The organism is Flavobacterium sp. CF108, assembly GCF_900129795.1.
Taxonomy (GTDB): domain Bacteria; phylum Bacteroidota; class Bacteroidia; order Flavobacteriales; family Flavobacteriaceae; genus Flavobacterium.
The window spans coordinates 1,180,958-1,206,194 of sequence record NZ_FQWW01000001.1 but is presented as its reverse complement, the minus strand read 5'-3'; the positions used below and the strand labels follow the sequence as shown (position 1 = coordinate 1,206,194).

Genomic DNA, 25,237 nt, shown 5'->3' with positions numbered 1-25,237 from the left:
AAATCTAAAATCTAAAATCTAAAATCTAAAATCTAAAATCTAAAATCTAAAATCTAAAATCTAAAATCTAAAATCTAAAATCTAAAATCTAAAATCAAAAATCTAAAATCAAAAATCTAGAACCCTCTTTGTCTTTTTGCTTCAAAAATTAAAATAGCGGCAGCGACAGAAACATTCATGCTGTCGATTTCGCCCTGCATTGGGATAATAATATTTTGTGTTGCGGCATCACGCCATTTCTGCGTTAAGCCGGTAGCCTCTGTACCAACAACCAAAGCGGTTGGAGTAGTGAAGTTTTGGGTATGATAGGAAGTTGAATTTTGTAAAGTTGCCGAATAAAAATTGATCTTTTTCTCTTTCAAAAAAGCAATAATTTCTTCGGTTGTTCCGGTTGCGATTTGGTTGGTAAACAAACAGCCAACGCTGGAACGCACAATATTCGGATTGTATAAATCGCTTTTTGGGTCTGCGATTAAAACGGCGTCTAGATTTGCGGCATCTGCGGTACGTAAAACGGCACCGACATTTCCGGGTTTTTCCAGAGATTCGGCCACTAAAATTAATGGATTATCAGATAATTTTAAATCAGATAATTTTAAAGATTTGGTTTTGGCTACAGCCAAAATACCTTCGGTTGTGTCGCGATAAGCTAGTTTTTGGTAAACTTCTTTGTTGATTTCGATTAACTGAACTGATGAGGAAACCAATTTATTGATTTGGTTTTCGGTCACTAAATCGGGTAAAAATAAAACCGTTTCAATTTCGTAACCGCCTTTTATGGCTAATGAAATTTCACGTTGTCCTTCAATTAAAAATGTTCCGGTTTGTTTTCTGGCTTTTGCTTTTTCCTGTAATAAAGCAAGCGATTTTATAAACGGATTTTGAACTGACGTTATTTGTTTCATTTTTTGAGCGACTAAGATTCTAAGGCGCTAAGGTACTGAGATTTTTTCTTCCTGCAAGGTTTTTAAAACCTTGTAGGTTTTGAATTGTTATAGTTTTTGCCACGAATTACACGAATTTTCACGAATTATAATTGAACATAATCAAAAGAAATTAGTGAAAATTCGTGTAATTCGTGGCGAAAAAGCTAGAATTTATTTTTCAAAGATTTCTTTAACTTCAGTTTCAACAGGATGATCTGTGGTGAAATTGTATCCCATGATTTTGGCGAAAGTCTGGGCGAATTGTTTTTGGTAGAATTGAGAATCTGTTTTGATTTCGCCTTTTGGAGCAATTTCTGGTCCCATTGCGGCGAACCAAATTTGCGATGCGCCAGCAATATCAGCTCCGTGATCTGTCCATTGTGATTTTATTTTGTCGCCGCGGCCGTGATCAACGGTGATAAAAATTGTTGTTTTGTTTTTGTACTGTGGATCATTTTGTACAAAATCCCAGATTTCTTTAATCCATTTATCTACTTGATTAACTGCATCAAGATATGATCTGTAATGACCATGATGCGCCCATTCATCGGTTTCTCCGTAAGAGATATACAGCACTTTTGGTTTCTTGGTTTTAAGTTCGTCCATTGCCTCATAATGCGTAAAAACATCAAGGCATTCATCTTCATGAAAAGGTTTGAACGAATTATTTCGCATTTCGTTTAATAGTTTTTGAGAGGCTGTAGGCTTGTTTCCGCCTACATTATCAAAAGCAGAAATTACTGGAAACCCACTTCTTTCTTCATTTAAAATTCGATCAAAAGCGTCCCATGCACCAAAAGCAGCAACTTTTCCTTTTAGTTTAGATTGCTTATTCAGGAATTCCAAAACATTTACGTTTGGATTGGGTTTGTAACCGTTAGAGTTTATCTGAACATCAACATTTCCGGTCATAATTTCGCTATATCCAGGATAACTAAACCAATACGGATTTGAAACATCTACTTTACTTCCAAGATCACGATTTCCATAAATTTGTCCTTTTGAAGCAATTTCTGTCCAGAAAAAAGGCATGATTTTTTGGCGAGATGCTGCAAAATCTGAAGCGGAGTATCTTTTATAAATATAAGTACTGTCTCCCTGATTGAATTTTTTATCATTGGCAATCGCCGGGTCTAATCCTTTAAAAACTTCCTGCCATCTAAAACCGTCAGTAGTAATAATGATTATGTTTTCTGTTTTTTGTGCAGAAGATAAAAAGCTGATTAAAATGAATACAATGAGAATTGCTTTTTTCATTTTTAAAGATTTAGAAGTTATTTGATATCCAAAACTAATCAATAATTCAAATCAACTTAATTCATATTTTTAAATATAACCATTAGTTAACAGAGAAAAAAATCACAAAATCCCTCTCGCTTTAATCTCCAAATACTTATTAATAGCATCTAAAGTCAAATTCTCAGGCTGTGTTAAAACCGAATGAATTCCATATTTCTTTAGTTCATTTGCGATAAGACGTTTTTCAAACATGAATTTTTCGGCAATTACTTTATCGTAAACTTCCTGAATGGTATCTGTTTTTTTATTGATGATAGCGTTTAGTTCCGTATTCTGAAAAAAGACAACAACCAGTAAATGGCTTTTTGCAATTCCTTTTAAATAGGGCAGCTGACGATGTAAACCGTCCATTGTTTCAAAATTCGTATACAGAATAATCAAACTTCTTTGGTTGATATTTTTCTTGATGTCAACATACAATCGGCTGTAATCGCTTTCAAAAAAGTCAGTTTTGATGTTGTATAAGGTTTCAAGGATTTTTTGCATCTGTGAACCTCTTCTTTCTGCAAAAACTCTATTTTCAACTTTTTTAGAAAAAGCAAAAATTCCGGCTTTATCCTGTTTTTTCAAAATTACATTCGCTAAAACTAACGTCGAATTTATCGCATAATCCAGTAAACTTAATCCGTCAAAAGGCATTTGCATAACGCGTCCTTTGTCAATAGCCAAATAAACAGACTGTGATTTTTCGTCCTGAAACTGATTCACCATCAGCGCATTTTTCTTTGCTGTAGCTTTCCAGTTTATAGTTCTAAGATCATCACCCTGAACATATTCTTTAATTTGTTCAAATTCCATGGTATGACCAATTCGGCGGATTTTCTTGATTCCGTATTGATATAAATTATTCGAAAATGCCAATAAATCGTATTTTCTCAATTGAATATAAGACGGATAAGTTGGCACCATTTGATCTTTGGCAAAAGAAAATCTTCTTGAAATCAATCGTAGTGGCGAAGAAACATAAATGTTTAAATAACCAAAATGATATTCGCCGCGTTCTGTTGGACGAAGGTCATATCCGATTTCTTTTTCTTCTGATGCTTTTATTCTTTTTGCAATTTTAAAATTACGAACCTGAAATTGAAACGGAATTTCATCAATTATCCTAACCAAAATTGGGAAAGTATAATGATTTTTTATTTGGATGTTTATTGGATTTAAATCTCCGTTTGAAAGCTTTTCCGGTGTAATTCTCTCGGCTTCAATTCCTGTTTTGGCCAGATATAATATTAAAATATCCAAACCTAAAAAAGTGATCAAAACCAAAATAATAAACCAAACTGCGTTGTACAAATTGGGAAAAATAAAAGCGCAGACAAATAATGCTATAATGCCCAAGAGCACATAGAAGAAGAAATTATTGAGATATAGACTTTTTATAAACTTCACTGTTTTTTATAGTTTCAGGTTTTAAGTTTCAAGTTCTCCTGCAAGGTTTTTAAAACCTTGTAGGTGTTTTTGGCTTAGAATAAATTATATAATTAATACCTACGAGGTTTTGAAAACCTCTCAGGAACAGAGAATTACCTAGGAATCTCTACAGTTTCGATAATTTGTTTGATAATTTCAGAGCTTGTAATCCCTTCCATTTCACGTTCCGGCGCAACAATTACACGGTGCTGTAAAACAGGAATTGCAGCTTCTTTAATATCTTCCGGAGTAACAAAATCACGTCCGCGAATGGCAGCGAAACCTTTTGAAGCATTCAAAATAGCAATCGATGCACGAGGCGAAGCTCCTAAATATAAAAAGGCATTTTCGCGTGTGTTTACTACGATTCTAGCGATATATTCTAATAAGTTTTGTTCTACTCTAATTTGTTTAACTAAAGCTTGGTATTGATTTATTTCTGCAGAAGAAAGAAGCGTTTGAATAGCTTCTAATTTTCCGTGATCCTGCAATAAATGTTCTCTTTGAATAATCAGGATTTCTTCGTTTAATTTTGGATAATCGATTGTGATTTTGAACAAGAAACGGTCTAATTGCGCTTCTGGCAAACGATAAGTTCCTTCCTGCTCAATTGGGTTTTGCGTTGCAATTACCAAAAACGGAGTTTCTAATTTATATCCAGAACCGTCAATTGTAATTTGACGTTCTTCCATAACTTCAAAAAGAGCGGCTTGTGTTTTTGCCGGCGCACGGTTGATCTCGTCAATTAAAATTAAATTAGAAAAGATTGGCCCTTTTTTGAATTCAAATTCTGAACTTTTTAAATTGAAAATTGAAGTTCCTAAAATATCAGATGGCATTAAATCTGGCGTAAACTGAATTCGGCTAAAACCAATATTTAATGTTTTTGCCAATAATTTTGCTGTAATTGTTTTTGCAACTCCGGGAACACCTTCTAATAAAACGTGTCCGTTTGATAAAATAGCAACCAAAAGCTGGTCAACCATTTTATGCTGTCCAACAATTACGGTTTCGATTTCTTTTTTAATGGCATTTACGTGATCTAAAAGCGGTGCTAAATTTATTCTGGTTTCAAAATTCACATTTTCATTTGTGATTTCTGTTTCTGGTGTATTAATATCGTCCATGTTTGGTGTGTTTTTTAATTCGTTTTATTTTATTTTTTTTGCCACAGATTATTAGGATTAAAAAAGATTTTAGCTAACTCTTTAATTTTAAATCTTGACAAATATTTTTAATGTATAATTTTTTCGATTGCATTATTAATTCGGATTAAATCCTGTTCAATACTGTCATGATAACTATTTCGGTGTTCGTTAATTAAAAATACCAGTTCCTGAATATCTTTTTCGTCTTTGCCTGTTTTATGATGCAGTTTTTTGACAAATTCATCATCCAGTTTTGTGGTGTCGATTAAATATTCAGTTCTGATTCTTTCTAAAAAATAAATGATTTTTTTATCAATTATATTCTTGTGATCGCCTTCCTGATAGTACAAATTACCAATTGTTTTGGTAAAATCAATTGTCAAATTAGAGAGAGGCTGTAAAATAGGAACAATTCGCTGTTTTCTTTTGGCATTAAATATCATAAAAATCAACATCCCGATCAGGAATAAATACCAAGCCCATGCTAAGGCCGGCTGACTTAAAATATATCGAAGAGGCGATCCGGAAATATTTTCATCGGTCTGCGATTTTGTGTACCAAAAAACATCTCCTTTCGGAATATAAGAAAGAACATTTTCGGCATATTGATAACGATCCTTTTTGAGCAGATTATAATTTGTAAAAGCAACAGGATGCATGTGCAGAAAAAAGTTTCCGTTTTTATAAGGAATTTGTATAAAATTGATATTTTTCTTTTTTTTTGGATTTCCCTGATAGCCTAAAACAATTGTGTTTAAAGTGTCAATCTTAGAGAAATAATCAGCAATATCACCTGTTGATTTGTATGCTTTTCGGCTCAGTTTTTTATTTGCCATCCAGACTAATGAACTATCTGTTGGACGGAAATTTGAAGTATACTCAAACTTCAAACTATCTAATAAAGGCTTTGGAAAATTTGCCATACTTAAAAAGGCATTATTTCCGTGTGAAACGAAATACATAATCTCCTTCATTGACTGATCGTCAATATTATTCTGTACAGAAATATTAACAAAAGTTCCTTTTACAGAATAAGTTTCAACTAGTGAATCTTCATCATATTTTGAATCTAAAAACTCATAAGGCGTTACAGCCGAAATTCTCTGGATTTTTTGTTTTTTTAAAATACCGCCAATTTCTTTATCAAAAACATATAACCCAAAAGGGATTTTGTCATTGACAGAGTAAGTTGGGCGCCAATCAATAGGTTTTGGTTTGTTGTAATCTGAAACTAGAATTAAGATAAAAATAAAAACCAGAACAGAAATGTATATTTTGATACTTTTATTCATTAACTAAAGGTTTTTATTGCATTCTTAAATCTACTTTGTGCTTTACTGAAAGTGTTTTCATCAATTTCAAATTCACCATACCAAATGTAATTGTACAGATAGGATAAATATGTAAACTCTTCTCTATGAGCAGGTCTTTGAAGCTCGTATAAATAATCTGAATTTGTTTTTTCGATATCCCATTCGATATAATTATTCTGGGCCATTATTTTCAATAACCAAAGATAATAGTATCGAATTGCAGCACGTTTTTCGCCAGATTCGAGACTTTCTTTTATCAGTTTTTCGAAATCAAGAAGATGGATATTTTTCTCTATATCGGAATAATAAACGGTTCTTTTATTAGAATTTTTGCCAAAAATCCATTGGCCTTCTTTATTGATAATTGCTTTAACGATTAAATAAATCATTAAAACAACTCCTAACGTCAAAATAATCCTAATCAATATACCCACAAAATTCAAAGAAGCTTCGTTTGTACTAAACGAAAACAGACTTCTAAAAATACTGGCAAGCCAGTCTTTAAAACGACCCCAAAAACCTTTTTCAGGAGCTTTATGTTCGTAAACAAAATCTGGATCGGTATATTTTTTTTGGTAATTTTTTGAAAAAGTCTTGGCTTCAATTGAGTCTGAATCAATTTGAATATCTTTTTCAGTATATTTTATCGCAGCAATTTTTGGAGGATCTTCCGTCACCAAAGAATCCTGCGCATTCGAAATACTGCAGAAAAAGAAAAAAGATAAAATAAATAAAATTTTATTCATTACTGGTTTAATTAATTCGGTTTGGCTGATAATTTATGCACTTTTTTGTAAACAATAGTAGGGTAAACCAAGTAATAAAATGAAATTATTCCTAAAGTAAATAATATTATAAAACTGCTTAACCAGTTAGGCATATCGATAGAATATCTTGTAATGAATCCTTCCAGAAAACCGGCACTAATGGTAAATGGAAAAGTACTTAAAAATATTTTAAAACTGTTTTTAAAACCAATTTTAAAAGAATTAATTCTTGAATATGTTTTAGGAAACAGGATAGAAGCACCTAAAATAAACCCGGCGGCAGATTCAATTACAATGGCAAAAATTTCCATAGAACCATGAATCCAGATTCCGCGGACACTTTTCCAGAAGACATTTTGGTCGTAAAAGAAATATTGAAAAGAACCAAGCATTAATGAATTTTGAAGAAAAACATAAAACGTTCCAATTCCTGCAAAAATTCCATACATATAACATCTTGCGCCAACATAAAGATTGTTCATCGTAATGCCAATGAAACTTCCCCAGTTCGACCCAGATTCGTAAACAGCTACAGGATTTCCTTTCTTGATATTTTCTAAAGTCATATTGACATAATCGTCGCCCAATATCAATCGAACAAAATTTGGATCGTAGCGTGCAGAAACTACCCCCATTGCAACGGTGGCAAAAAAGAGGATAAAAGCGTATAAAAGATACCTTTTGTATTCAAAAAGCAAAAGCGGCACTTCTATTTTAAAAAATTCTACAATCCTGTTTTTTTCCGTTCGCTTCGTTTTATAAATCTTTTGATAAATCTGTGAAGCTAAATGATTTAAATAGATAACTGTCTTACTTTTAGGGTAATAAGTTTGCGCATAGGAAAGATCATTCATTAATTGAATGTACAAATTAGCTAATTCGTCAGGATTTTTCTTAGCTTTACCGAAAATAGCTAGCTCAAATTCCAGCCATTTTTCTTTATTTTGTTTTATAAAGGCAACTTCTCTCATTGAGGGCTAAAATATAAAATATGTCAGAATTATCTATTAACACAACACAAAATGTTAAAATAAATTTTATCGCGGCCTCTGTAGGCGAGCGATTAGGCGCTTATTTCATCGATTTAGGTATTAAACTTTCTTATATATTCTTCATTGTTTGGATATTTTTTTACTGGATGGACATCGATAGGTTAATGACAAATTTAGATATGTGGTCTAGAGGAGCCATATTTCTGGTGTTATTTTTTCCATTAATTATTTACTCCATAACCTTAGAAAGTATTTTTGAAGGGCAGTCCTTTGGAAAAAAACTAGTAAAAATTAAAGTCGTAAAAATAGATGGTTACCAGGCTGGTTTTGGCGATTACCTAATTCGTTGGTTTTTTAGAATTATTGATTTTAGTTTATTCAACGGAATTATTGGTTTAATTGCCGTGGCTTCAAGTAAAAAATCACAGCGATTAGGAGATATGGCAGCCGGAACAGCCGTAATTACTTTAAAAAACAAAATTAATATCAGCCATACAATCCTTGAAGATATTGGCGAAGCTTATGTACCAACTTATCCTTTAGTAATTAAATTATCTGATAATGATATGAGAATTATTAAGGAAACGTACCAAAGTGCGCTGGCTAAAAATGATCATGAAATTATCTATAAACTGGTTGCAAAAATTGAAGGCGTAACCGGAATCAAAAATCAATCGGGAAATAATAACGATTTTATCAGGGTAATTTTAAAAGATTACAATTTCTACACGCAGCATATGTAATGAATTGCTAAGAGTTAATTCATTGTTTTTCTTAGTGTTAATTATCCATTTTAATTTTATAAATTTATCAGACGTGGAAAATCTGATTATAAATTAAATTCTAAATGATATGATGATTAAAAAATTAACTGCCGTATTATTGCTGTTTTTTGTATTCGTTTTTAGTTTCGCTCAAGGCGGAAAAAAATTAGATAAAATTATTAAAAGAGATTATCAGATTATTGAAGGTACAATTAGTAAAATATCTGATAAAACGGTTGAATATTCTTTACCCGGAGAAACGCTGATAATTTCTCTCGATGTTTCGCAAATAGCCAGAATCGATTTTGCAAGCGGACGCTCGCAGACTTTTGATGTAAGTCAGGGAAATAATACATCTTCAAATTCGGCAGTTATTGCTGCAGCAGAGGTAAAACCCAATACTATTGCTGTACTTCCGGTTCCGTATTTAAATTCAGATACACAGGAAAGCTCCGAAGATATGGCAAAATTTGCCCAAAATGATCTTTACAATAAACTGATTGATAAATCATCGAATATTTTTCCGCTGACGGTTCAGGATTTAAGAACTACAAATAGTTTACTGCACAAAGCGGGAATCGATCACAACAATATTGATGAAACACCAATTGAAGATCTTGAAAAAATTCTTGGAGTTGATAATATTGTAGCTGCAAAAGTTTCCTATACTATGAATTCTGGAACAACTGCTACAACTTACAGCAGCGGAGACGCAAAAGTAAGCGACAATAATAAGAAAGTTAAAACCAGCGATGTTTCGACAACAACAGCAAGCACACAGGTTTACTATTATTACACGGTTTATTTTGATATGTATAAAAACAACACAAAAATATATTCGCAGACTCGTAAACCGTTTTTGGCAATAAAAGACAGCTGGATGGATTCGATTACCTATTTATTGAAAAGAAGCCCTATTTACACAAAAAAATAACAAATTGAGGAGCTGCAATTAATTTAATCTTTGTATCTCTGCACCTTTAAATTTTTGCACCTTAAAGCATGTTTCACTTATTAGATATTATTGGCACGATGGCATTTGCAATGTCTGGCGCATTAACCGCGATGCATAAAAGACTCGATCCGTTTGGGGTTTTTATCATTGCTTTTGTCACCGCTGTTGGCGGCGGAACGCTTCGTGATGTTTTAATTGGAAGAACTCCAGTGGGCTGGATGATGAATCTTCAATATGTTTATGTTATTATTTTGGGATTTTTTCTGGCGATTATCTTCAGAAAAAAGTTTGATAAACTTAGAACTTCGCTGTTTTTGTTTGATACCATTGGTCTGGGAGTTTTTACTTTAATTGGCCTTGAGAGAGGAATTTTAACGGGTCTTCATCCAGTAATTTGTGTGGCATTAGGAACCATGACTGCTTGTTTTGGCGGTGTAATTCGGGATATTTTGTGTACCGAAATTCCAACGATTTTTAGAAGAGAAATCTACGCAACAATCTGTATTTTTGGGGGAATCGTATTCTTTGGACTTAAGAAATTAAATTTAGAAGATGATGTTTTGTACCTTGTAACTTCTGTTGTAATAATTTCAGTTCGTTTATTAGCGGTAAAATATAAATGGTATCTGCCGGCTTTTGAACATAAATAAAGATTTTTTGTCTGCCACGAATTTCACGAATTTACACGAATTTCTTTTGTATTAAATTTTATTAAGCGGCTTTTATTCGTGAAAATTCGTGAAATTCGTGGCAAAAGAACACACACCAAAAAATGAATAAATACACCATAAAAAAATACGATCAAAACGATTACAAATTATGGAATGACTTTATTGTTCAGGCCAAAAATGCAACGTTTTTATTTCATCGTGATTTTATGGAATATCATAAGGATCGGTTTGAAGATTTTTCACTTTTAATTTTTGAAGAAGAAAAACTAAAAGCCATTCTGCCAGCCAATAAAAAAGAAAACTCCATTTATTCGCATCAGGGACTTACTTATGGAGGATTGGTTTTTTCGTCTAAATTAAATGCCGAAAAAACGGAATCAATTCTGGATTCGGTTTTATTATTTTTGAAAGAAAACGCCATAAAAACTTTCTATTACAAACCCATTCCGATTTTTTACTTTCCGGAAGGAAATCAGGAACTTGACTTTTTTTTATTTAAAAGAGGAGCGGTTTTAGAACGAAAAGAAATGAATTTGGCAGCCAATTTAAATTCACCTTTAAAAATTTCAAAAAGTAAATTAAAACATTTTAGAAGAATTGAAAACCTTGATTTGGATATTATTGAAGAAGAAGATTTTAAACCGTTTTGGAATGAAGTTTTAGAACCGAGATTATTAGAAAAGTTTAATGAAAAACCCGTTCATTCAAAAGAAGAAATAGCACTTTTAAAAGAACGATTCCCCAAAAACATCAAACAATTTTCAGTTTATCAAAATGATGAAATTATTGCCGGAATAACCATTTTTGAAACCCAAAATGTAGTAAAATCACAATATGGCGCCACTTCTAAAAAAGGAGAAGAAACACGGGCGTTAGATTTTTTATTCATTAATTTGATCCACCGATACAAACGAAAAGGAAAACATTTTTTTGATATGGGAATTGTAAATGAACAAAATGAATCCGGTTATCATTCTGGTCTTTTAAAACAAAAAGAAGAATTAGGCTGTAAAGTTTACAATCAGGATTTTTATAAATTGGATATAAAATGATACCGTTTCTAGATCTAAAAAAAATTAATGAACCTTATGAAACCGCTTTTCAGGAAAAACTGAAATTGGTTTTAGACAATGGCTGGTACATTTTAGGAAAAGAAACAGAAACCTTCGAAAAAGCTTTCGCCGAATATTGCCAAACTCAATATTGCATTGGAGCAGGCAACGGTTTTGATGCTTTGGTTTTGATTTTTAAAGGTTATATCGAACTGGGGAAACTCAAAAAAGGCGATGAAGTTATTGTTCCTGCCAATACTTATATTGCCAGTATTTTATCCATTTTACAAGCAGATTTAATTCCCGTTTTAGTTGAACCAAAATTAGAAACCTACAACATCAATCCGGATTTAATTTTCGAAAAAATAACATCAAAAACAAAAGCCATTTTAGCCGTTCATCTTTACGGACAATTAGCAGAAATGGATAAAATAAATGAAATTGCAGATCAAAACAATCTTTTAATAATTGAAGACGCAGCCCAGTCGCACGGAGTTTCAAAATTCCAAAATTCTAAAACCCAAATTCCAAATTATAAAGATGTCACTCTGAGCGAAGTCGAAGAGCATTTAGGAGCGTCGGCACACAGTTTTTACCCAGGAAAAAACTTAGGCAGTCTAGGCGATGGCGGTGCAATTACTACAAACGATCCTGAATTAGCAAAAGTGTTGTTTTCGCTTCGCAATTACGGTTCTGAGAAAAAATATTATAACGAATATATTGGCGTAAATTCAAGATTAGACGAATTGCAAGCCGCATTTTTAAACATAAAACTGCCCAATTTAAATGCTGATAATGAAAAGCGAAGAGTAATTGCAAAACGTTATTTGGCTGAAATTAAAAATGATAAAATCGAATTGCCGTTTTGGGATTTTTCAAACAATCATGTTTTTCATTTATTTGTTATAAGAACTAAAAACAGAGATCATTTACAGCAGTATTTGACCAAAAATAATATCCAAACCGTAATTCATTATCCGGTACCGCCGCATAAACAAAACGCATTTCCAGACTGGAATAACTTATCATTTCCTATTACAGAAAAGATTCACAATGAAGTTTTGAGTCTGCCAATGAGTCCCGTTTTGACAGAAACGGAAGTAAATTACATTATCGAAATTCTAAACCAGTATTAATTCGTGACTGATAGCAAAAAATCATATCAGCAGATTTTAAAAACAACTTCACTTTTTGGAGGCGTTCAGTTTTTTTCGATTTTAATATCAATAATCCGCACCAAATTAATTGCCGTTTTTATAGGTCCGGCGGGAATGGGAATTATTGCTTTGCTAAATTCTACGTTGAGTGTTTTAAGCAGCGTTTCAGGTCTTGGAATTGAAACCAGCGCAGTCAAAAGTATTTCAGAAAATTTCAATAAAGATGATATTCGAAAGGTTTCGATAACGATTCGGATTGTAAAAAGAATTGTTTTTTTTACCGGAATATTAGGAATGTTATTTACTATAATTTTCTCAAAAGCTTTAAGTATTTTGACTTTTGGAGATTCGAGTCAAACGTATTCGTTTATATTTCTTTCTCTTACTATTTTATTCAAGCAATTATCTTCTGGACAATTGGCTGTTTTGCAAGGTTTAAGACATTTGAAGTTTTTGGCGAAAGCCAATTTTTATGGAAATTTATTCGGATTATTATTTTCAATTCCGCTCTATATTTATTTTAAGATCGATGCCATAATTCCAACCATTTTGCTGGCATCCGTAACTTCATTGATTTTTTCTTTTTATTATTCAACTAAAGTAAGAGTAGAAAATAAGAAAGGAGAAATTACAAAAGATGTCTTTGTAACCGAAGGAAAATCGATTATAAAATTAGGCTTTATGCTTACCATAAGTAGTGTTTTAACGCTTTTGACTGCTTATCTAATTCAAATTTATATTGGAAAAACAGGAGGTTTAGAACAAGTAGGATTTTACAACGCCGGATTTACATTATTAAACTCCTATGTGGGAATTATTTTTACGGTTATGAGCACCGATTATTTCCCGAAACTAGCTTCTATAAACTCTGATAATGATAAAGTTAGAATAAGCGTACAGCAGCAGGCTTTTATTTCGGTTTTGATTATAACGCCTATTATTGTTTTGTTTCTTGCTTTTAGCTCCCTTATCGTTAAGTTGCTTTATACCTTAAAGTTTGAAGCTATTTTACCTATGATTTGCATTGGTATTTTAGGAATGATTTTTCGCGCCGTTTCCTGGGCAATGGGATTTATTTTAATTGCAAAAGGCGATTCTAAAATGTTTATAAAAACTGCCGTTGGTTTTAATGTTTTGTCTTTAGTAATGAATGTTTTAGGCTATTATTTTTACGGATTAGAAGGTTTGGGTTTTAGTTTCTGTCTTTATTTTTTATGTCATTTTATCGGTTTAAAAATCATCACTAAAAAAAGATATAATTTTTATTTTGAAACAGAATTTTGCCAAATTTACTTGGTTTGTTTTGTAATTAGCACCGCTTCATTTTTCTTCCGATTTATCGAAACTTCGCTTTTAAAATATGGTTTATTATCGGTTATGATTTTGATATCTTTCGGTTTTAGTTTGTATCATATTGATAAAAAGATGAATTTAAGCGAAATATTTACGTCATTTGTTCAGCGAAAAAAAGAGAATAATGATTCAGAATAGTTATAGAAAATGCCGATCATTTTATCATAAATTAAAGTTTTACTGGAAAGTAAACTGGATCAAAACGCTGTATTTTAACTTTAAGAAATTCCCTTTTGCAACCGCTAAAAAACTTCCTGTTTTCTTTTACGGAAAAGTAAAATTCATTTCCATTTATGGTGAGATTCAATTAGATGGAAAAATCCAGAAAGGAATGATTGGCTTTGGTCAGCCTTATGAATTGAATACGGTTCATAAAGGCATCGTTGAAATCAATATTTTAGGAAAATTAATTTTTAAAGGAAAATTCCAGTTTGGCAAAGATTGTTTTGTTTTCGTTGGAGAAAATGCTGTCTGTGAACTCGGAAATATGGCTTCTCTCGCTTCAAGCGGAAAAATAATTTGTACCGAAAAAATAGTTTTGGGAGAATATGCCCGTTTCGGTTCTGAATCTCAGATTATTGATACTAATTTCCATGATTTGATTGATACTCAAACCGGAGAAAAACTTAAAAAATCAGCTCCAATTAGTATTGGGAATTATAATTTTATGAGCAACAGGGTTTCTGTTTTAAAAGGAACTCAAACGCCAGATTTCTGCACCGTTGCATCAAATAGTTTGTGTACCAAAGATTATACTTCGCTTGGCGAAAATATCTTAATAGGCGGTGTTCCGGCTAAATTAATCCGAAGTAATATTTCACGCGATTGGAGTGGAGAAAAAGAGTTGTTAGATGATTTTTTGACGATTTAAAAATGTGTGTTTTGTACGCGGATGAGACGGATTTACTTCGTAAAGACGCGGATTGACACGGATTTTATTTTTTAAACAGATAATAAAAAATCCGTTTTAATCTGCGTCTTCGCTTTAGCGAATCTGTAAAAATCCGCGTTCTATTCAAGACATCGCTTTATCACTTAAATATAATACGAAACCGTTGTTTTATTTCAAGAAGAATATATTTTGACAGCAGCTTATAATTGGATGTTTTAAAGTTCAAAAACATTTCAAAATGGATTCGTTTTAAAATAGCTTTATCCTCTTGTTTTGTTCTGTTTAATTGAATCGCTTTCTTGATAATCAAATAAGTTGAATAATTGATTTTTCGGGACCTTGAATCATTTTTGATATGAAAATGAGTTCCTAAAGATGTTGTTGTAATTCGTTTTTTGATTAAAATTTCATCGATATAATCAAAATCATATTTACGTGAAGCACGAATCCATAAATCTAAATCTTCATAAGCCAGATTTTCATCATAACCCTGTAAATCATCAAAAACTGATTTTTTAACCATTGATGAAACGGAGCAAATACTATTTCCTCCCGAAATTACACTCAAATAAATATCTCCTGTTTCTCTTTTTTCAATTGTTTTTTTGGATTCATCAACTGGGAAAAAATAAAAATAAGAATCGCCTTTTTCATTAATTAGTTCAGCATTTCCGTAAACAACTCCAAGATTTTCAAACCTGTTTTTTTCGAAAGCTTTTAATTGTAATGAAACACAGTTGGGCAATAAAATATCATCGCATGCGAGATCAATAATATATTCGCCTTTGGCAAGTTTTAGGGCTTTATTAAAGGATTTCGTGCTTCCTAAATTGTTTTCATTTTCGATAAATTGAATTTCTGGATAATCAACAATCCATTTTTTTATAACTTCTCTCGAATTATCGGTACTAAAATCATCAACAATTATCAATTCAATAAAAGGGTAATCCTGATTTAGAGCAGACAATAAACTCTGCAAAACAAATTTTTCATGGTTATAGCACAGGCATATAATGCTCACTATTGATTTATCTTGCATATTGTTTTTAGAGTTATATATTTGATACGAAAATAAGAAATCAAGAATGATATCATCTCACAAAAAAAAGAAAATTGCTCTTATTGGTTATCGTTTAAGCGGAGGCGGAAGCGATAAAGTAATGGCAAATTTGTCTGTTTTTTTTGAAAACCAAGGATTTGAAGTTGATATACTTATTGTTATAGATGAAGTGAGTTTTCCCTATTCCGGGAAATTGGTAAACTTAGGATTGCTTAAAAATAAAAGCAACGGATTTTTTAATAAAGTCAAAAGGTCAAAGGTTTTAAGTGATTATTTAAACCAAAATCAGTTTGATTTTATTATAGATTTTCGCTTTCGTACCAAAATATTACAAGAACTTATTTTAGCCCGATTTATATACAATACCAAAACTATTTTTACGGTTCACAGCTTTTTAATCGATCATTATATGCCCAAAAATTCATGGCTGACACAATTGATGTACAATCATTGTTATGCTAATGTGGCAATTACAGATGAAATGAAAACGCTGATTGAAAGTACACATAAACTGCAAAATGTAGTTACAATTCATAATCCGGTAAATCTGGAAGAAATTAAGGAAAAACGAGATGAAAAAATAGATTTGGAATTTGATTTTATAGCAGCAATAGGTCAATATGAAAATGAGATCAAACAATTTGATAAACTGATTTTAAGTTACAGCAAATCTAATCTGCCTCAAAAACAAATGCATTTGGTAATTATTGGAAATGGCGACGAAACAAAACTCAAAAAAATAATTTTAGAAAATAATGTTTCTCAGTTTGTTCATCTTTTAGGTTATCAAAATAATCCGTTTAAATATGTACGAAAAGCTAAATTTTTAGTTTTATGCAGTAAAAATGAAGGTTTCTCAAATGTGATTTTAGAAGCCTTAGCCTGCGGAACGCCAGTTGTATCTTTTGATTGTGATTTCGGGCCAAGAGATATCATTACCCCTTTTGAAAATGGTATTTTAGTTGAGAATCAAAATTGGGACAAACTAACAGAAGCAATGAATTTATTTACGGTTGATGAAAGTTTATATCAGCATTGTAAAAAAAATGCATTAAAAAGTATTGAACCATTTTTATTAGAAAAAATTGGTCAGCAATGGTTAAATTTGCTTGAGGAACATTCATAATATGACAACAATTCAAGATATTTCATTACTTAAAATTCCGGTTGTCGAAGACTTGAGCGGGAATTTGGCTTTTATTCAAAACGGAGTTCTTCCTTTTGAATTCAAGCGTGTTTATTATCTTTTTGATGTTCCAAGCAGTGCTTTTCGCGGCGGACATTCGCATATAGAACAGCATGAAGTTTTGATCGCTTTAAGCGGAAGTTTTGAAGTAACGGTAAATGACGGAAAAGACAAAAAAAGCTATTTACTCAACAAACCCAATGTTGGATTGTATCTCCCAAAAGGAATTTGGAGAGAGTTAGAAAACTTTTCTTCGGGCGCAGTTTGCCTTGTTTTGGCTTCAGATATTTTTGAAGAGACAGATTATATTCGGGATTATGAAACTTTCTTGAATTCTAAAAAATGAAACTGCTTTACATTGTTCCCAACATAAAAAATGCGGGAGGAGTAGCAAGGGTTTTGTCCATTAAAGCCAATTATTTTATTGAACACTTTGGTTACGAAGTTCATATTCTGTCACAAAACGAAGACGAAAATTCACCTTTTTACGATTTCAATTCTAAAATTATCTTTCATAATATGATTTTGGAGGGAAATGTTTTTCATTTTCTAAACTCCTATAAAAAGCATTTAAATCAAAAAATTGCAGCAATAAAACCAGATGTAATTCTTGTTGCCGATAATGGTTTGAAAGCTTTTATTTTACCATTGATTGTTAAAACGAAAATTCCAATTGTTTTGGAGATTCATTCTTCTAAATTTATTGAAGAACAATCATTAAAATCAAATATCTTTTCAAAATTAAAATACAAATTCAAAGATTTTGGTGCCGAAAAATATACTAAAGTAGTCGTTTTATCTTCCGAAAATTTAAAAGACTGGCCTATTAATAATGCAGTAATAATTCCGAATCCTTCCTGGATTAAAACCGAAAATGCTGCGGCTTTAAAAAACAAACGGGTTATTGCTGTTGCAAGAAATTCGTATGAAAAAGGTTTAGACAGAATGCTGTTAATCTGGGAAAAAGTAATTGATATACATCCGGATTGGACTTTAGATATTTATACAGATGAAGTTGATTTGTTAAACAGTATTGTTATTGATTTAGGATTAACTTCTACAATAAGTGTTTTCAGTTTTGTAAAAAACATTGAGGAGAAATACCTTGAATCTTCCATTTTAGTTATGACTTCGCGATTTGAAGCATTTCCAATGGTTTTAATAGAAGCAATGTCTTTAGGTTTGCCCAGTATTTCTTATGATTGTCCTTCGGGGCCGAGATCGATTATTACAGATAATGAAAATGGCTTTTTAATCCCAGATGGAGATTTAGAATTGTTTGCTGAAAAACTTTCTTTTTTAATTGAAAACGAAGAATTGAGAATAAAATTTGGCGCGGCATCAAAAGAAAAAATGAAAGAATATCAGCTTGAACCTGTCATGAAACAATGGAAAGCTTTATTAGAGAATTTCTAATTTGTTTTTATGCTACACAAATACATTAGTTTGTAAATATTAAGCAGTAGCAAAGAAGGATTTTTAGAGTTTAGCTGTTTTAAAATTAGTGTGTTAAATGTCTTGAAGAATAACCCTGCCGGATAACGTAATTTAAAACGTTTAAGTAAATGGTATACCTTCAGTATTTTTAAAAAATCAGAATCAATTTGTTTTTTACGATCAAGAATAAGCAGGTTTTCTAAACTGTTTTTTACTTTAGATATATAAACAAGATTCTCGTCAATATCGCCGTGTTGAATTGCATTTTCGATATGTTTGACCTTAAAATCAGATTGACTTACCTGATAAGCAAAAAGCGTGTCTTCGTGTCCGTATTTAATTAAATTAGAATCAAATTTTATCTTGCTAAAACAATCCTTTTTAATTAATGTATTATTGAACATCAGGGTTTTATACAAAGCTGTATTTCTTTGAGAAACCGTTTTGTCTTCAACCAAACGTCCGTATTTCCAGCGTAATTTTTGTTTGTTTGAATAAATGTTTTCAGGATGAATTCGGCCGCCATATACAATATCAGAATCCTGTATATTTTCTAAATAATTTTGTATGTAATTGGGGTTGATTACGATAGAATCGCCATCAATAAAAAGAAGATTTTGGTATTGTGCTTTTGATGCCAAAAGATTTCTGTTAGAACTTAATCCAATGTTTTTTTCTAAAGAAACAAAAGAACAATTCTGTAGAGCATTTATTTTTTCATTTTCTTTATTCAGTACAGAATTTGAAGCATCATCCTGACACAGAATTTCAAAGTTAATTCCAATAAAACGGCATTGTTCAGCAAGTTCTTCTACAAGCGAAAACACATTGTAATTATAAACCGGAATTAAAATAGAAAGCATTTATTCTCTTTTTTAAAATATATTTGTAAAGGAAATGTTTTTTATTAAAATAATAAATCAAAAATGAATTTAAGGTCTCTTTATTATGCTATTTCTCCAAAGTCAAGATTTCTGGTTCGTAAGATTTATTATTTTCCTGCTGATTTTTGGAATTCTTTAAACAGAAAGAAAAACAAATATGAGCCTAAAAAAGGAGATATTTTTATTGGTTCCGGCGATTTCTTGTCTCAGGGAAAACATCATTTAGAACTTTTAAAAGAATACACATCACTGCTGCCTGATCACTCTGTATTAGATGTTGGCTGCGGAATTGGCCGCGCTGCCGTACCCTTAACGCAGTATTTGTCAACAAAAGGAAAATACGAAGGTTTTGATGTGGTGAAAAAAGGAATTGACTGGTGTAGAAAAAATATCAGCAAAGATTTCTCTAATTTTAATTTTCAGCACATTTCTCTCAACAATGATTTATACAATTTGACGAATCAAAAAGCAGAGAATTTTAAATTTCCTTATGAAGATAATTCTTTTGATACCGTTTTTCTGTTCTCGGTTTTTACCCATATGCAGCCAAAGGAAGTTCAAAACTATTTAAATGAAATTTACAGAGTTTTAAAACCTGATGGAAAATGTCTTTCGACTTTCTTTCTTTACGACGATCAAAATGAAGAATACATTTCAAAAGAAAATAAAGGATTCTGTTTTCCTTACCAAAAAGAAAATTACAGATTAATGAATGAAAAAGTTCCTTCGGCAAATATTGCTTTTAAAGAAGAATTACTTTTTGAAATGATTCAAATAAGTCAATTAAAATTAGAAAATAAGATATACGGAACCTGGTCAAACAGAGCAGTTGATGCCTTGTTTGATTATCAGGATATTTTAATTCTAAAAAAAGTTTAAGATTTATACGCTTCTTTGAACCACTTCGAAGATTCTTTCATCTTCACACTTTAATGTTTTAGAAGGGAATTTCATCAATAAAGCATAATCATGAGTTGCCATGATAACAGTTTTACCAAGTGCATTGATGTTTTTTAATACTTCTAAAACCTCAGAACTTGTCTGCGGATCAAGGTTTCCTGTAGGTTCATCGGCAAGGATAAATTCAGGATCGTTAAGTAAAGCTCTTGCAATTGCAACACGCTGCTGTTCACCGCCAGAAAGCTGATGAGGCATTTTGTTAAGGAAATCTTTCATTCCAACTTTATCCAGAACTTCGTCGATTTTGTATTCCATCGCTTCTTTTTCAACCCAACCAGTTGCTTTAAGAACAAAAAGCATATTGTCCTGAACAGAACGGTCTGGAAGTAGTTTAAAATCTTGGAAAACAATACCAATTTTACGTCTTAAATACGGAATATCTTTTTCTTTTAAAGTTGCCAAATCAAAGTCAACAATATGAGCTTCACCTTCAGTTAAAGGTAAATCGGCGTACAAAGTTTTTAAAAAGCTGCTTTTTCCGGAACCTGTTTTACCAATGATGTAGATGAATTCACCATGCTGAACATCTAAGTTAATATGAGATAAAATTTTTCTTCCTTCTTGGTATATAGTGACTTCTTTAAGAGATAGTACGGTTTCTGACATAATAAAATTGATTTGAATGGTAAAAGTAATAAGATAACGTTTGTATTCAAAATAAATTTCAATCATTTCTGTGAGAAATTTCAAAAAATAGCCACAGATTAAAGGATTATAATGATTTATTCCTTTTGCGAAAGCTAATTTTTAATCTGTGAGAATCTGTGAAATCTGTGGCGAACATAACAAGATTATTATTTTAATTGTAAAATAGAAAATATTTGTGGAAAGTTTGAGAACCAATCTTTTGGCGTTTAATATGCTGTTTAATAATTGCGATTAAAACAATTATTCATAATAAATTCAAGAAACGTTTCGTTATAAACGGTATAAAATGATAAATTTGAATACTAAATATAACTAAAATGCGTAGACTTTCCTGGTTCTTTTTATTCCAAATTATCCTTACTTCGACCATAGTTTCGGCACAAAAATCAGCTATTTATACTTACGATTTAAAGGATTTTGACAAAGCACAGGCTTTATATAACGATAAACAATACGCTTCGGCACAACATATTTTTGAGTATGTAAAAAATAATACGGCACAAACAGAAGAAGTAAAATCAGACTGCGCTTATTATATCGCCAACTGCGCCATTAGAACCAATCAGCCCAATGCCGATGCTTTGATGGAAAAATTTGTAGAAGATTATCCAACAAGCACCAAACAAAATCAGGCTTATATTGAAGTGGCAGAGTATTTTTTCGAACAGGGAAATTACCCAAAAGCTTTGCAATGGTTTGACAAAGTGGACGAAGGTTACATGGGTAAATCAGAATCGGATAAATTTAATTTCCAAAAAGGATACAGCTATTTTACTGCTAAAAAGAAAAAAGAAGCAACAACTTATTTTAATAAAGTTGTAAACTCTCCAGAATTTGGTTCTCAAGCCAAATATTATTTAGGATTTATGGCCTATGAAGGCGACGATTATAAAGAAGCAACAAAATATTTTGATGAGGTTTCCGGCGAAGAAAAATACAAAGAAAAGCTTTCGTATTATCAGGCCGATATGAATTTTAAACTTGGAAATTTTCAAAAAGCAATTGATTTGGGTCAAAAAGCAATGGCGAAATCAAATGAAATGGAAAAATCTGAACTGAATAAAATTATTGGAGAAAGTTATTTCAACTTAAAACAATACGAAAAAGCGATTCCATATTTAGAGCAATACGCTGGTAAAAAAGGAAAATGGAATAATACTGATTTCTACCAACTAGGTTATGCGTATTACGAGCAGAAAAATTACGAAAAAGCCATTTCTCAATTCAATAAAATTATTGAAGGAAAAGATTTCGTAGCTCAAAATGCTTATTATCATTTAGGTTTAAGTTATTTAAATACAGGTAAAAAACAAGAAGCTTTGAACGCATTCAAGAATGCTTCAGAAATGGATTTCAATGCGCAAATTCAGGAAGATGCGGCGTTAAATTATGCAAAAGTAAGTTATGATATTGGAAACGCTTACCAAACTGTTCCGGGAATTTTACTTGATTTCTTAAAAAAATATCCAAACAATTCAAGCAGGGCAGAAGTAGAAAAACTTTTGGTTGACTCTTATATTTCGACTAAAAACTACAAAGAAGCTTTGGCTTTATTAGAAAAAAACAGAAATGCCGAAAATAAAGCGGCATACCAAAAAGTACTTTTTTACAGAGGAGTTGAATTGTTCAATGAATCGAATTATACAGAAGCCGGAAAAATGTTTAAAAGTGCCATAAGCGAGCAAAAAACTCCTGAGTTTACAGCGCGTGCCACTTTCTGGAAAGCAGAAACAGAATATGTTTCAGATGATTTTCAGAATGCATTATTAACGTACAAACAATTTGCCGGACTTGCTGCAGCTAAATCTACAGAAGAATATAAAAACATCAATTATAATATTGGTTATACCTATTTTAAATTGAAAGAATACGATCAGGCGGCGAACTCGTTTCAGGCGCAGATCGATAATTCTCCTTCTGATAAAGTACGTTTAAATGATTCATATTTGCGTTTAGGAGATTCGCGTTTTGTAAATTCTAAATACGCACAGGCAAACGAAGCTTACGGAAAAGCAATGGACGCAAAAAGCGTTGATGCGGATTATGCTCAGTTTCAAAAAGCACTTTCGTATGGTTTTATGTCGAAAAATGATCAAAAAATCAACGAGCTGAATAACTTCCTAAAAATGTATAAAAAATCAGAATATCGCGATGATGCTTTATTCGAATTAGGAAATACGTATGTGGCGGATAAAAAGAATGATTTAGCGATTAAAACATACGATCAGTTGATTTCTGAATACAAAAACGGATCTTTTACTTCAAAATCTATTTTGAAACAAGGTTTGATTTATTACAATTCAGATCGTGATGAACAAGCGCTGGCAAAATTCAAAAAAGTAGCCGCTGAATTTCCAAAAACGCCAGAAGCACTTGAAGCCGTTTCGACAGCAAGATTAATTTATGTTGATTCAGGAAAAGTGGATGAATATGCAGCCTGGGTTCGAACTTTAGATTTCGTTTCGGTTACAGATGCTGAATTGGATAACGATACTTACGATGCGGCCAACAAACAATACAGTCAAAATAACAGCAAAGCGGCGATTACAGGTTTTGCAGGTTATGTGAGCAAATTTCCTGTGGGATTACACGCTTTAGAAGCTAATTTCAATTTAGCACAATTATATTATGCTGAAGGATCTGAAACAAAATCGACTCAGAATTATCAATATGTAATCGACCAGCCAAGAAATGAATTTACAGAACAAGCGTTAAACAGATTGGCTCAAATTTATTTAAAAGCGAAAGATTGTGATAAAGCGATTCCGGTTTTAGTTCGTTTAGAAAGCGAAGCCGATTATCCGCAAAACAAAAACTTTGCTCAAGCTAATTTGATGAAATGTTATTATGACAAAAAAGATTATGATAATTCGGTTATTGCTGCAGATAAAGTTTTAGCGAATCCAAAAGCCGATGCCAACGTAAAAGCCGATGCACAAATTATTGTAGCGCGAGCGGCAATTCAAACAGGAAATGAAGATAAAGCAAAAGCAGCGTATGCAAAATTGTCTACAACTTCAAAAGGAGAATTAGCAGCAGAGGCATTGTATTATGATGCATATTTTAAAACCAAAGAAGGAAAATTTGATGTGTCGAATGCTGCAGTTCAAAAACTGGCAAAAAGCTATTCTGCATACAAATATTATGGAGCAAAAGGTTTGGTTTTAATGGCAAAAAACTTCTACGGATTAAAAGACAGCTATCAGGCAACTTATATTCTGGATAACGTAATCAACAATTTTACAGATTATCCGGATGTTGTTGAAGAAGCGAAAAAAGAATTAAGTGCGATTAAGGCGGAAGAATCAAAAACAAATTCGTCGATTAATAAATAAAAAAAAGAGTATAGAATATAGAGGATAGAAAATAGATTGAAAGCAAAGATTTGAAGTCTATTTTCTTTATTCTTTTCTCTATTCTCTAAAAAAAATAAGAACAATGAGTTTACCTTTTTATATAGTTGATGTTTTTGCTGATAAAAAATATGCCGGAAATCAATTGACGGTTTTTTTAGAAGCTGAGAATTTAAGTTCAGAAGAAATGCAGCAAATGGCGCGCGAGATTAATTTCGCTGAAAGTACATTTATAACCAAGCTGGACAGAGAAAACAATAAAGCAGAAATAAGAATATTTACGCCAGCTCATGAAATGCAGTTTGCAGGACATCCAATAATTGGAACTTCATGGGTTTTGATCAATAAAATATTTGATAATTCGCCTGAAAGTATAACATTGAATGTTCCGATTGGACCCATTCAAATTCAGCAATCTGAAGATTTGATCTGGCTAAAAGCAGCACAGCCAAAATTTTGGGATATTTTCTCTAAAGAAGATTTTACATTATTCAGTAATCTGAAAAAAGAAGATTTTGAAAATCAATTCCCAATTCAGGAAGTGACAACCGGAAGCGCGTTTGTAATGGTTGGATTAAGCAGTAAAAGAGCGTTGGAAAATCTGGTTTTAGATAAAGATAAAGCAGATCAATGGATGAAAAATCATTGTAAAACAGATCACAGAGGCTTGTATTTTTATTATTTGGAAGGTTCAAAATTGTTTAGCAGAATGTTATGCATTGAACACAATCAATTGGTAGAAGATGCCGCAACAGGAAGTGCAAGTACGTGTCTTGAAGCTTTTCTGCTAAAATACCATAAACCGGAATTTGAATTAACTAATTATCAGGGAGATTATATCGGACGTCCGTCTCAGATTTTTTTCAAAGGGAAATTAACCGAGAATCAGTTTGATATTAATATTGGAGGAAAAGCTCAGTTTGTAGCTAAAGGAGAGTGGGAAGCTTGATTTTTAGAGAAGAGAAAATAGAATAAAGAACAAAGAATATAGATTTTAGAATATAGAA

At 31.8% G+C, this 25,237-nt stretch carries 23 protein-coding genes; 13 read left to right on the top strand and 10 right to left on the bottom strand.

What is annotated here, in order from left to right; translation table 11 throughout:
• Positions 1 to 116: 116 nt before the first annotated feature.
• The 7 genes from BUE10_RS05340 to BUE10_RS05310 form a co-directional block, all read right to left on the bottom strand.
• On the bottom strand, positions 117 to 905 hold the full coding sequence (locus BUE10_RS05340; protein ID WP_073482944.1) for a TrmH family RNA methyltransferase: 789 nt from the start codon (positions 903 to 905) through the stop codon (positions 117 to 119).
• Between the two features lie 192 nt (positions 906 to 1,097).
• Positions 1,098 to 2,183 carry an alkaline phosphatase family protein gene (locus tag BUE10_RS05335; RefSeq protein WP_073483075.1) on the bottom strand — a complete coding sequence of 362 codons (1,086 nt, stop codon included), beginning with the start codon at positions 2,181 to 2,183 and terminating at the stop codon, positions 1,098 to 1,100.
• 102 nt (positions 2,184 to 2,285) lie between these two features.
• On the bottom strand, positions 2,286 to 3,617 hold the full coding sequence (locus tag BUE10_RS05330; RefSeq protein ID WP_073482942.1) for a DUF58 domain-containing protein: 1,332 nt from the start codon (positions 3,615 to 3,617) through the stop codon (positions 2,286 to 2,288).
• A gap of 134 nt (positions 3,618 to 3,751) precedes the next feature.
• Entirely contained in the window at positions 3,752 to 4,765 is a 1,014-nt protein-coding gene (locus BUE10_RS05325) for an AAA family ATPase (protein ID WP_073482939.1), read from the bottom strand.
• A 107-nt stretch (positions 4,766 to 4,872) separates the two neighbouring features.
• The gene (locus tag BUE10_RS05320; protein WP_073482936.1) at positions 4,873 to 6,078 is read right to left on the bottom strand and encodes a DUF4350 domain-containing protein; all 1,206 of its coding nucleotides are present in this window, start codon (positions 6,076 to 6,078) and stop codon (positions 4,873 to 4,875) included.
• Positions 6,078 to 6,845, bottom strand: a complete 768-nt coding sequence (locus BUE10_RS05315; protein ID WP_073482934.1) for a DUF4129 domain-containing protein — start codon at positions 6,843 to 6,845, stop codon at positions 6,078 to 6,080. The genes BUE10_RS05320 and BUE10_RS05315 overlap by 1 nt, the downstream gene beginning before the upstream one ends.
• Positions 6,846 to 6,856: 11 nt before the next feature.
• Entirely contained in the window at positions 6,857 to 7,837 is a 981-nt protein-coding gene (locus tag BUE10_RS05310) for a stage II sporulation protein M (RefSeq protein ID WP_073482932.1), read from the bottom strand.
• Positions 7,838 to 7,857: 20 nt separating this feature from the next.
• Here BUE10_RS05310 and BUE10_RS05305 point away from each other — a divergent pair, with 20 nt between their 5' ends.
• From BUE10_RS05305 to BUE10_RS05275, 7 genes are all read left to right on the top strand, one after another.
• Entirely contained in the window at positions 7,858 to 8,601 is a 744-nt protein-coding gene (locus tag BUE10_RS05305; RefSeq protein ID WP_073482930.1) for an RDD family protein, read from the top strand.
• A gap of 109 nt (positions 8,602 to 8,710) precedes the next feature.
• Positions 8,711 to 9,556, top strand: coding sequence for a hypothetical protein (locus BUE10_RS05300; RefSeq protein WP_073482928.1), 846 nt, complete (start codon positions 8,711 to 8,713; stop codon positions 9,554 to 9,556).
• A 68-nt stretch (positions 9,557 to 9,624) separates the two neighbouring features.
• Positions 9,625 to 10,227, top strand: coding sequence for a trimeric intracellular cation channel family protein (locus BUE10_RS05295; RefSeq protein ID WP_053471006.1), 603 nt, complete (start codon positions 9,625 to 9,627; stop codon positions 10,225 to 10,227).
• Between the two features lie 122 nt (positions 10,228 to 10,349).
• Positions 10,350 to 11,300 carry a FemAB family protein gene (locus BUE10_RS05290; RefSeq protein ID WP_073482926.1) on the top strand — a complete coding sequence of 317 codons (951 nt, stop codon included), beginning with the start codon at positions 10,350 to 10,352 and terminating at the stop codon, positions 11,298 to 11,300.
• Complete coding sequence (locus BUE10_RS05285; protein ID WP_073482924.1) at positions 11,297 to 12,436, top strand: DegT/DnrJ/EryC1/StrS family aminotransferase; 1,140 nt, start codon at positions 11,297 to 11,299, stop codon at positions 12,434 to 12,436. The genes BUE10_RS05290 and BUE10_RS05285 overlap by 4 nt, the downstream gene beginning before the upstream one ends.
• Positions 12,437 to 12,439: 3 nt before the next feature.
• Positions 12,440 to 13,948 (top strand): O-antigen translocase, encoded by a 1,509-nt coding sequence (locus BUE10_RS05280; RefSeq protein ID WP_073482922.1) that lies wholly within the window; start codon positions 12,440 to 12,442, stop codon positions 13,946 to 13,948.
• Positions 13,935 to 14,681: an acyltransferase gene (locus BUE10_RS05275; protein WP_073482920.1), complete on the top strand. Its 747-nt coding sequence runs from the start codon at positions 13,935 to 13,937 to the stop codon at positions 14,679 to 14,681. The genes BUE10_RS05280 and BUE10_RS05275 overlap by 14 nt, the downstream gene beginning before the upstream one ends.
• A gap of 160 nt (positions 14,682 to 14,841) precedes the next feature.
• Here the strand turns inward: BUE10_RS05275 and BUE10_RS05270 are convergent, their stop codons facing one another.
• On the bottom strand, positions 14,842 to 15,741 hold the full coding sequence (locus BUE10_RS05270) for a glycosyltransferase family 2 protein (protein ID WP_073482918.1): 900 nt from the start codon (positions 15,739 to 15,741) through the stop codon (positions 14,842 to 14,844).
• Positions 15,742 to 15,787: 46 nt separating this feature from the next.
• Between BUE10_RS05270 and BUE10_RS05265 the strand changes: the two genes are divergently transcribed.
• Genes BUE10_RS05265 through BUE10_RS05255 form a run of 3 tightly spaced genes read left to right on the top strand, consistent with a single transcriptional unit; the run spans position 15,788 to position 18,364 of the window.
• Positions 15,788 to 16,888: a glycosyltransferase gene (locus BUE10_RS05265; protein WP_073482916.1), complete on the top strand. Its 1,101-nt coding sequence runs from the start codon at positions 15,788 to 15,790 to the stop codon at positions 16,886 to 16,888.
• A 1-nt stretch (position 16,889) separates the two neighbouring features.
• Positions 16,890 to 17,294, top strand: coding sequence for a sugar 3,4-ketoisomerase (locus BUE10_RS05260; RefSeq protein WP_073482914.1), 405 nt, complete (start codon positions 16,890 to 16,892; stop codon positions 17,292 to 17,294).
• Positions 17,291 to 18,364 carry a glycosyltransferase family 4 protein gene (locus BUE10_RS05255; protein ID WP_073482912.1) on the top strand — a complete coding sequence of 358 codons (1,074 nt, stop codon included), beginning with the start codon at positions 17,291 to 17,293 and terminating at the stop codon, positions 18,362 to 18,364. The genes BUE10_RS05260 and BUE10_RS05255 overlap by 4 nt, the downstream gene beginning before the upstream one ends.
• On the opposite strand, the gene BUE10_RS05250 is transcribed toward BUE10_RS05255, so the two are convergent.
• Complete coding sequence (locus tag BUE10_RS05250) at positions 18,361 to 19,248, bottom strand: glycosyltransferase family 2 protein (protein WP_073482910.1); 888 nt, start codon at positions 19,246 to 19,248, stop codon at positions 18,361 to 18,363. The two genes, BUE10_RS05255 and BUE10_RS05250, sit on opposite strands and share 4 nt — an antisense overlap.
• Positions 19,249 to 19,311: 63 nt before the next feature.
• Between BUE10_RS05250 and BUE10_RS05245 the strand changes: the two genes are divergently transcribed.
• On the top strand, positions 19,312 to 20,148 hold the full coding sequence (locus tag BUE10_RS05245) for a class I SAM-dependent methyltransferase (protein ID WP_083597955.1): 837 nt from the start codon (positions 19,312 to 19,314) through the stop codon (positions 20,146 to 20,148).
• A gap of 3 nt (positions 20,149 to 20,151) precedes the next feature.
• Here BUE10_RS05245 and BUE10_RS05240 read toward each other — a convergent pair whose 3' ends face one another.
• Positions 20,152 to 20,835, bottom strand: coding sequence for a cell division ATP-binding protein FtsE (locus tag BUE10_RS05240; protein ID WP_056204398.1), 684 nt, complete (start codon positions 20,833 to 20,835; stop codon positions 20,152 to 20,154).
• Positions 20,836 to 21,194: 359 nt separating this feature from the next.
• Here BUE10_RS05240 and BUE10_RS05235 point away from each other — a divergent pair, with 359 nt between their 5' ends.
• Together BUE10_RS05235 and BUE10_RS05230 are read left to right on the top strand one after the other, a co-directional pair.
• Entirely contained in the window at positions 21,195 to 24,212 is a 3,018-nt protein-coding gene (locus tag BUE10_RS05235; protein ID WP_073482907.1) for a tetratricopeptide repeat protein, read from the top strand.
• A gap of 103 nt (positions 24,213 to 24,315) precedes the next feature.
• Complete coding sequence (locus BUE10_RS05230; RefSeq protein ID WP_073482904.1) at positions 24,316 to 25,179, top strand: PhzF family phenazine biosynthesis protein; 864 nt, start codon at positions 24,316 to 24,318, stop codon at positions 25,177 to 25,179.
• The last annotated feature ends 58 nt before the right edge of the window (positions 25,180 to 25,237 follow it).